This is a genomic window from Muricauda sp. SCSIO 64092, from assembly GCF_023016285.1.
Classification (GTDB): Bacteria; Bacteroidota; Bacteroidia; order Flavobacteriales; family Flavobacteriaceae; genus Croceivirga.
Genome location: NZ_CP095413.1, coordinates 3,685,136 through 3,695,382 on the forward strand (window position 1 = coordinate 3,685,136; position 10,247 = coordinate 3,695,382).

General features: G+C 49.1%; 3 protein-coding genes. All 3 read left to right on the forward strand.

All coding sequences use genetic code 11. From position 1 onward, the window contains the following. Nucleotides 1–644: 644 nt before the first annotated feature. The 3 genes from L0P88_RS15495 (at nt 645) to L0P88_RS15505 (ending at nt 9,456) form a co-directional block, all read left to right on the forward strand. Complete coding sequence (locus L0P88_RS15495) at nt 645–6,305, forward strand: BspA family leucine-rich repeat surface protein (RefSeq protein WP_247130843.1); 5,661 nt, start codon at nt 645–647, stop codon at nt 6,303–6,305. Nucleotides 6,306–7,016: 711 nt separating this feature from the next. After that, nucleotides 7,017–8,846 (forward strand): tetratricopeptide repeat protein, encoded by a 1,830-nt coding sequence (locus tag L0P88_RS15500; protein WP_247130844.1) that lies wholly within the window; start codon nt 7,017–7,019, stop codon nt 8,844–8,846. Between the two features lie 169 nt (nt 8,847–9,015). Next, on the forward strand, nt 9,016–9,456 hold the full coding sequence (locus L0P88_RS15505) for a nucleoside deaminase (RefSeq protein ID WP_247130845.1): 441 nt from the start codon (nt 9,016–9,018) through the stop codon (nt 9,454–9,456). Nucleotides 9,457–10,247: the final 791 nt, after the last annotated feature.

The window sequence follows — 10,247 nt, forward strand, 5'->3', positions numbered from 1 at the left end:
CTTGACAAAGGCTGTGATTGGCATCATGGGAAACATAAATCTGTGAAGGTTTCAGGGCATTTTGAAACAGATCCAAACCTGTCTGCCCTAAGGATCGGAATACTATTGAGAAGGAGGACGGATACCTGACCCAACCAGCGCCAAGGTCATCGGACAGCGTTCCCCCCGGTCATAGACTTGGTACATTGGCATACCCTATAACACAGCTATGGCCTGTTGATAAGACCCAAATAATGGATCCCATTTATTTTCAAATAAGAACGCTTGTTACTTTTTTACTAAGATATGGGCCAAAAAGAGGTAATTTATATAGGAAAATTCACACGAATCCTTTTCTACTTGCCAAACTCCGGAACACTTCGGATCTAAAAAACAGATTTGGCAGAGGGATGATTTGTAAAGATATGGGTTACAAAAGGACAGACCGTTTTGAAAAAAGACAGGAAAACAATAGTCGGAGTATTGTGTGGGTCAGGGCATCTGGAATTTCCAGTACAGCCCGGACCCTTCTTGTCCCCTTCCCTTGTCCCCGGTTCTGAACTCAGTGCGATGGCTATTGGGTCGGAATCTGGAAAATTCCCTTCCTGTGCGGTAGCGTTGGTCGATTTTAAATCGGTCGTTTCACGGCGATACCCCATTCCGCTATGAAAACAAATTGCTTTAAGGGCCGGAGGGGCGCAGCACTTGTTTTTTGCGCCTGCCTATGGATGACCAATGGTCTGTTTGCCCAGGGTGAATTCGTCACTACCTGGAACACGACCAATACCGGCACCTCTGACAACAATTCCATCACCATCCCAGCCATAGGGACTCTTGATGTGGACCTTGGCAATGACGGAATCTACGAACTGACGAACCAGACCGTAACGGATCGGACCGGGTTCTTAACCGTGAATGTCACCGACCATAACCATACCGCTGGTGTAATACAAGTGGCCCTAAGGGGGATTACGAAGATACAGTTCAACTATGAAGGTGACCGACAGAAACTGCTTTCCGTGGACCAATGGGGCAGTAGTATCTCCTGGAGCACAATGGAAGATGCATTTTCCGGCTGTACCAATTTGGAAATCAAAGCAACCGATGCTCCTAACTTGGGCAGTGTAACAAATATGAATTGGATGTTTGGAGGATGTAGATTGCTGGCAGGGGCAACTGACTTCTCGACCTGGAACACGGCCAAGGTGACCGATATGGGCTTCATGTTTCACGGGGCACATAACTTTAATGGGAATATCGGTTCCTGGGATGTGGCCAAGGTGACCAATATGCAGGCCATGTTTATGGATGTGAGCGCCTTTAATCAGGACATCGGCTCCTGGAATGTGGCTAAGGTGACCACTATGGCCAATACCTTTCGAAACGCGGCAGCCTTTAACCAAGATATCGGTTCCTGGAATACGGGCAGCGTGACCGATATGATCTCCACGTTCAATGGCGCAAGCACTTTTGATCAAAATCTGGGGGGCTGGTACCTAGGGAAGGTGACCGATGGTACCGATATGCTCAAAGGCAGTGGGCTCTCCATTGCCAACTGGGACGCTACCCTGATGGGTTGGGACACCCAGGACTTTACCAACACGCCCACCATTGGCGCTTCCGGATTGGTCTACTGCACGGCGGGAACCCAGCGTACCGCGCTGTCCCTCAAAATTACCGGTGACAACGCGGAAACAATAAAACCAACAGCGCTGTGCCAGACTGCGGTGACGCTCCAGCTGGACACTACGGGTACGGCCACCCTGGCAGCCTCCCTTCTGGATAACGGTTCCAGCGATACCTGTGGAAATGTCAGTCTGGAGGTGTCCTCGGACAGTTTCACGACCGTTAATCTCGGTGTGAATACGGTGACCCTAACGGTGACCGATCCCAATGGAAACGAGAAGACCTGTACAACTTCAGTGACTGTGGAAGACAACACGGATCCCACTTCCGCCTGCAAGGATACTACCGTACAACTGAACACCAACGGAAATGCGACAATCGAAACTTCGGATATCGACGCCGGTTCTACCGACAATAGTGGTACGGTGGTCCTTTCCCTGGACACGAACAGTTTTGATTGTTCCGATGTAGGAACGAACACAGTAACCCTCACAGTGGCCGATGGCAGTAACAACAAGGTTACTTGCACGGCTACGGTATCGGTGGAGGATAAAGTGCCCCCAACGGTAGCATGCCAGCCAGTAACCCTCGAACTGGACGCCGATAATAAAGCCACCCTGGATGCCTCCCTTATGGACAATGGTTCCAGCGATGTTTGCGGAAGCGTTACCCTAAGCCTGTCCCAAATCAGTTTTACAATGTTGGACATTGGGGTAAACACGGTGACCCTTACGGTCACCGATTCCAATGAAAACAAGGATACCTGCCATACCACAGTAACCGTGGTAGATCCCTCAAAATACTATTTTATCACCACCTGGAATACGACCAACGACGGCCCATCCGATGACAACTCCATCACTATCCCTTTAACAGGGACCTACGATGTGGACCTGGGCAATGATGGTACCTTTGAGTTGCTGGACGAGGAAGGGACCTTAATCCTGGATGTCACCGACCATAACCATACCGCTGGTGAGATACAGCTGGCATTTCGCAATGCCGTTTCGGGGAACGGGACCCTGACCAGAATACATTTCAACAATTTGGGTGATCGGCAGAAGCTGCTTTCCGTGGACCAATGGGGCAGCGCCATATCTTGGAGTACAATGGCGGGCGCATTTTATGGCTGCACCAATTTAGAGGTGAAGGCCACCGATACGCCCAATCTGGGCGGCGTGACCACTATGAGGGAAATGTTTATGCGCTGTACGGCACTCAAAGGGACGACAAGCTTCCCAACCTGGAACACGACCAGCGTTAACGATATGGCCTATATGTTCAATCAGGCAAGTTCCTTCGATGGGGATATCGGTTCATGGGATACGGGTAGCGTAACCAGTATGGCAGCCATGTTTACCGGTGCAAGCACCTTTGACCGGGACATCGGTTCCTGGAACACTGGCAATGTTGTCAATATGGCCTCTATGTTTTATCAGGCGAGTGCCTTTAATGGGAATATCGGTTCATGGGATACGAGTAGTGTGACTACTATGGTTTCCATATGTTATCAGGCAAGTGCCTTTGACCAGAATTTAGGAAATTGGAACTTGGGGAAATTGACCAATGGCACCGCTATGCTTAATGGTACAGCACTCTCCATGGAGAACTGGGACGCTACACTTACTGGTTGGTTTAACCAGCGTTTTACCAACAATGTTGCCATAGGTGCTTATGGATTGACCTATTGCAAGGCCGGTGCGGCACGTGCGGCGCTGACTCTTAATATTATTGGAGACGGTGCAGAAAATGTCCCCCCTACGGCCAGCAACCCTGCACCGATCAATGTACAGTGTGCGTCCGATGTCCCTGCTGTGGACATCAGCGTAGTGACCGACGAAGCGGACAACTGTACGACAAGCCCAACGGTCAGCTTTGTCAGTGATGTCAGTGATGGCAAGAGCAATCCGGAAACGATCGTCCGAACCTATCGGGTAAGTGACGCTGCGGGGAACAGCACCACCGTGACCCAAACGATCACGGTAAGGGACACCCAAGCTCCCACGGCCAGCAATCCAGTGGCGATCAATGTCCAGTGCAGTGCCCCGGCTCCGGACAGTGCAGTGGTGACCGACGAAGCGGACAACTGTACGACAAGCCCAACGGTCAGCTTTGTCAGTGATGTCAGTGATGGCAAGAGCAATCCGGAAACGATCGTCCGGACCTATCGGGTAAGTGACGCTGCGGGGAACAGCACCACCGTGACCCAAACGATCACGGTAAGGGACACCCAAGCTCCCACGGCCAGCAATCCAGTGGCGATCAATGTCCAGTGCAGTGCCCCGGCTCCGGACAGTGCAGTGGTGACCGACGAAGCGGACAACTGTACGGCAAGCCCAACGGTCAGCTTTGTCAGTGATGCAAGTGATGGCAAGAGCAATCCGGAAACGATCGTCCGGACCTATCGGGTAAGTGACGCTGCGGGGAACAGCACCACCGTGACCCAAACGATCACGGTAAGGGACACCCAAGCTCCTACGGCCAGCAATCCGGTGGCAATCAATGCCCAGTGCAGTGCCCCGGATCCGGACACCGCAGTGGTGACCGACGAAGCGGACAACTGTACCGCAACCCCAGCGGTCAGCTTTGTCAGTGATGCAAGTGATGGCAAGAGCAATCCGGAAACAATCGTCCGGACTTATAGGGTGAGTGACGCTGCGGGGAACAGCACCACCGTGACCCAAACGATCATGGTAAAGGACACGCAGGCTACCACGGCCAGCAACCCGGCGGCCGTAAATGTGCAGTGCGCATCGGATATTCCCGCCCCGGACGCCGCAGTGGTGACCGACGAAACGGACAACTGTACGGCAAGCCCAACGGTCAGCTTTGTCAGTGATGCAAGTGATGGCAAGAGCAATCCGGAAACAATTATCCGGACCTATCAGGTGAGTGACGCTGTGGGGAACAGCACCACCGTGACCCAAACGATCATGGTAAAGGACACGCAGACTCCCACGGCGAGCAACCCGGCAGCGGTAAATGTGCAGTGCGCATCGGATGTTCCTTCCCCTGACATCAGCGTAGTGACCGATGCAGCGGACAACTGTACGGCAAGCCCAACGGTCAGCTTTGTCAGTGATGCAAGTGATGGCAAGAGCAATCCGGAAACAATTGTCCGGACCTACAGGGTGAGTGATGTTTCGGGGAACAGCACCACCGTGACCCAAACGATCACGGTAAAGGACACGCAGGCTCCCACGGCGAGCAACCCGGCAGCGGTAAACGTGCAGTGCGCATCGGATGTTCCCGCCCCTGACATCAGCGTAGTGACCGACGAAACGGACAACTGTACGGCAAGCCCAACGGTCAGCTTTGTCAGTGATGCAAGTGACGGCAAGATTAATCCGGAAACAATTATCCGGACTTATAGGGTGAGTGATGTTTCGGGAAACAGTACCACCGTGACCCAAACGATTACGGTAAAGGATACGACCGCCCCTATGGCACTGTGCACGGAGGTAACACTACAACTCGGTGCGGATGGCACAGCCAGTCTGTCGGCCGAACTCGTGGACAACGGTTCCAGTGATACCTGTGGGAAGGTCTCTTTAGGTGTATCCCCTGCTAGCTTTACAGCCTCCAACTTAGGTGCCAATACCGTGACCCTAACGGTGACCGACACCAGTGGCAACGTATCGACCTGTGAGAACACGGTCACCGTGGAGTACGGTGAGACGCTCACAGCCATTTGTAAGGACATCACCGTGGAACTGGACGTCACGGGCACTGCAACGATTACCGTCGCCGATGTGGATAACGGCTCCTTTAATAACAGTGGTGGTACTATGGCCCTTTCCCTGGATAGAACCAGTTTTAACTGTTCCGACGTGGGGGAGAACACGGTAGCCCTTACCGTGACCGATGAGGGCGGGAACATGGCCGCATGCACCACCACGGTATTGGTTCGGGAGGCGACTGAGCTACCGACTATTGTTACCAACAGCGGGCCGATCTGTCAGGGATATCTACCCTTACAATTGAACGAGACAAGTGGACTGGGAACCTCCTGGTCATGGACCAGTAATGGAAATGCTGTATTTAACGACCCTAGAATACAAAACCCAAGGGTGACCAATGTTTCGAACGGGGAGGAGTTCACCGTTACGGTAACCTTGGCAAATGGCTGCAGCCTTACGGGCACCACCATTGCCTCTGTTTCCGAGGTCCCTGTCCTTGAGGCGGAGGGCGAACAGGGGTTTTGTACTTCCGAAAATCCCACAATATCGGATTTGGTAGCCTCCGGTAACGGTACCCTAAGTTGGTATTTGGGTAAAGGCGGTAACATAAAACTGGAAAGGGATACCCCTCTAGTGGATGGTGCCGTTTATTTTGGATCGCTGGAGGATGACAAAGGATGTACTTCCAATCGGGTTGCGGTAAGGGTCATCTTGGAGAATTGCGGCCAGCCGAAAGGTCTGGGAAAACGGGGGTTCTCACCCAACGGCGACGGAATCAACGACACCTTTTCCATTTCCTGGCTAAGGGACGATTACCCCAATTACACTATGGCCATCTATGACCGTAACGGTTCCCTGGTGTACAAGGGGAACGCCGACACGCCGGATTGGGACGGCAGCGCCGGTCGCGGTCTTATCCTGGGGGATGGTAAACTGTCCAACGGGGTGTACTACTATAGGATAGATTTCGGGAACGGGACCACACCGCCAGCACAGGGAATCGTCTATCTGAACCGATAACAAATGAACAAATGGCGCCAATTGTTTTCTTAAGGCTATGGGTGTTGTTTTGGACAAAAAAGGGTAAAGGGACATTTTTGGGATGCCGAAGAATTACATCGCTTTTTCATATAGACACATATCAACTAAAACTGCCATTTGTTCTGTTAAAAAAACACTTATGCATCAGTTTTTGCGCTCCTTCGTACTCTTGATTAGATTTCCATCGTCCAAGTTTCAGGGATATCATATGTTTAAATGTTATGTCTTTTTTAAACACGGTGCTATGATTTCAAATTGGGATTTTTGAGAGACCCTGGCATCGAAAGTTTATGGGTCTTTGTAGGGGGCAGAACAAGTCTTATGTTGGGCATTTGAAGAAAATCCGGGAGTTAATATCCCATCTGTCTTGCAAAGGACTAGCTGAGATTAGCGTTGGACACATTATGCCCTGGGCATAAACCATTTCATGGGTTCCGGCTATAGCCGTTCAGCCCTTCGTTTTAAAACTTCAATTTATGCTGGACAGATTGAGTGACATGGTACGGGAAGCCCAATTCTTCCTAATGCTTGGGTTGGTTATCTCTGCCGTGGTCGTACCACTTTTTTTGTGGATCAGGTCGTACAAAAGGCGATAATAGGACAATTTGAAAAGGTATTATAACAACTCATCCTATGTAAAAGATCAAATGGTAGTTGAAGGTATGTATAAACCACTAATCCTCCCCCGCTATGTCAAAACGAGTAAATAAAAAGCAAAAAAAGGGGACTCCCCCTGTTCTTTCGAAAGAAAAGCAGACCAAAAACCAGAAAAAACCAATTTACCTAAAATATGGTATACAGGTAGTACTTGTTGTTCTTATAGTAATGATTTATGGCGAAACCACCAATTTTCAATTTGCCATAGATGATACCATACTGGTAACAGAGAATCAATATGTACAAAATGGCCTATCGGGAATGGGAAGGCTTTTCTCCGATATGGCCAACGGGGATTGGGAATTAGAGACAATAAGTATCACCCGACCCCTCACCGCAGTCTCCCATGCATTGGATGTGTCCCTTTTTGGCATGGAACCCCAGCACCATCACATGATGAATCTGGTGTACTATATAGCGCTGGTGTTACTGCTCTTTCAAATTTTGAAGCGCTATTTGCTCAAAGGCCGACCAATGATCATGATTTTCACCATTCTTGTCATTTTTACGGTTCATCCCGTACATGTTGAATCGGTAGCGAACATCAAAGGAAGGGACGATATCCTATGTTTTCTGGCCGTTGCATTGTCTTTATGGTGGCTCTTTAAGGCAGAAGAAGAACGAAGTGGTTTTTGGAAGGGAGTGAGTATGCTCGCCTTTACGGCATCGCTTTTTTTTAAGGAAACCGGGGTCGCTTTTGCCCTGCTTATCCCCCTTACCTTCTATTATTTTCAAACGCAGCCCCTGAAGTCGGTCATGCGGAAGACCTGGCCCTATTTGGCCATTGGATTGGCATTCATGCTTTTCCGGATGCTGCATTTGGAAAACGATTCAAGATACCTCAACGCGTTTAACAATAGCCTGATTATGTTGGATACGCCCGATAGGCTGATCATGACCTTTTACATTTTGGGATATTACCTAAAACTACTGTTTTGGCCACATCCCCTTAACTGGGACTATTCCTCTGGACATTTCTCCATGGAGGATGGGACCCTGACCGGCGCCATAATCAGTTTGGTGATATATATTGCCCTTCTGGGCTATGCCGTTTGGGGCATCAAAAGGAAACATCCTGCCACTTACGGTATTTGGTTTTATTTGCTTACCCTTTTTCCGGTCAGCAATTTGCTGGTCATTATTCTTGCCACGATGGCCGAACGCTTCCTGTTCATACCTTTATTCGGTTTCTCCTGGGCAATTGTTTTTGCAGTGCAGGCAGTGGTAAAGAAGGGAAGGACCCGTCGTCGCAAGGGACAGGCTGTTTATTACTTGTGGGTAGGGGCTCCAGCGGTCATAGTGTTGTTTGCGTTCTTGGCTTCTGCCCGTGCCAGTGATTGGCGCGACAGTGAAACCTTAATTTTGGCCGATGTGGAACATGGGAGATCCATTCGAACACAGACGTTTTACCTTCAGCACCTTACCGGTTTATCGGATAACCGAATCCAAAACCACATGAAGGCCCTGGACCATTGTAAAAAAACACTGGAACGATTTCCTGATGATACCAAGTTGTGGTTCATTTACGGCGTCATCCAGTCAGAACTGGGCAATACTCCGGAATCCATTAAAGGTTATGAAAAAGCTGTGGAGAAAGATTCGGAAAACACCCTTGCCTTGACCAACCTGGCCCAGCATTATGTCGATCGCGATGCAGAAAAGGCGATGACCTATTTCCGTCAAGCCTCTGAAGCGGATCTCAATAATGCATTAGCTGCCGGAAACCTGGCAATTATGTTGCACCAAAGGGGACGGTTGGAGGAGGCCATACCTTTTTACGAGCGCGCGGTCAACACCGGATCGGCGGAGAAAAACGTATTGGATGGTTATGCGATGTTGAAGGATGATCTGGGATTGGAGTGAGTACGGTATAGGTTTTGGCAAGTACGGGATAAATGCCATTTTAATGAACAAAACAAAGAACGATTGGCAATGGATCAAAGTTCCTGAAAAAGTGCTAGTATCGTTTCAGGAAAAATCAAAAATCATAAAACAACCCATTTGGGGTTATAGCTTTACCTAAAATTTAACTATGGATATATTTTTTAAAGAAGCCGTTAACCAGGCCAGAAAAGGCTTATCCGAAGGTGGAATTCCAATTGGGAGTGTCATCGCACACAAAGGGACCATTCTCGGGAGGGGGCATAACAGAAGGGTCCAAAAGGGCAGTGTCATCCTTCATGGGGAAATGGATGCATTCGAAGATGCGGGAAGGCAAGAAGCAAAAGTCTACAGGGAATCCACCATTTACACAACACTGTCACCGTGTCCCATGTGTACTGGGGCAATTTTGCTTTATGGAATTCCCAAAGTTGTCATTGGGGAAAACAAGACCTTTTTAGGCGCCGAGGATCTGTTAAGGGCCCACGGTGTGGAGGTTATCGTTTTGAACGATGAGGAATGCATAAAAATGATGGAGGACTTTATAGCGGACAGACCTGAATTGTGGAATGAGGACATTGGCGAAGAATAAATACCCATCATCTCGAATCTACCTTCAAAAATCATTTCCCCTATTGCCTTTTCGGCCAACGGTAGAAATCCAAATTTAAGTAGATTTCCCAATCGTCGCTTCGCATCTTATTTTGAAATGACCAAGGAAACCCAAATGTCATTCGACTAACAAAAATCATTCAGTAAATAGTCATTTCTGACCAACGGGAGAAATCTAAATCCCAATTGACGGGATTTCCTCATTGGCGCTTCGCAGGATCCATTATAAATCGATGGTACGAAGCTAACTTCATTAGGTAGCAGGTACTTACTGGGATCTGTTTTCAAGACTTATTGGACGATAAATCCCACAGGGTTTCCCACTTATTACTAAATGTTGACGACTGTTACATTGAAAGGAAACACTTGTTACATTGGTGTTAAAGTGTTGACCTGTAGGGGATACCTTTACTTTTAAAAGTGTCATAATCGTTTGAAGAGGAAAACTCCTACAGCATCTTCCCGCTCGGCAAACCTTGGGACACTTCGGATCCAAAACGACAGGTCTCCCTGCTTGGATGATTTGGAAAAATTGTACGATAAGGGACCGACGGTGTTGGAAGCGCATAGGAGAACGATGTCAGGGATGTTGGGCGAAGCAGGGTGTTTGGAATTTCCAGGGCACCCAAGGCTTTTTTGTGTTCATCCTCAGGTCTCCAATTCTGAAGTCAGTAGGGTGGCCTTTGATATGGGATTCGGGCCGTCCCTTGCCCACGCTGCAATGCTGGTTGATTCAAGGTCGATTATTTCATACCTATACCTTGATATGTT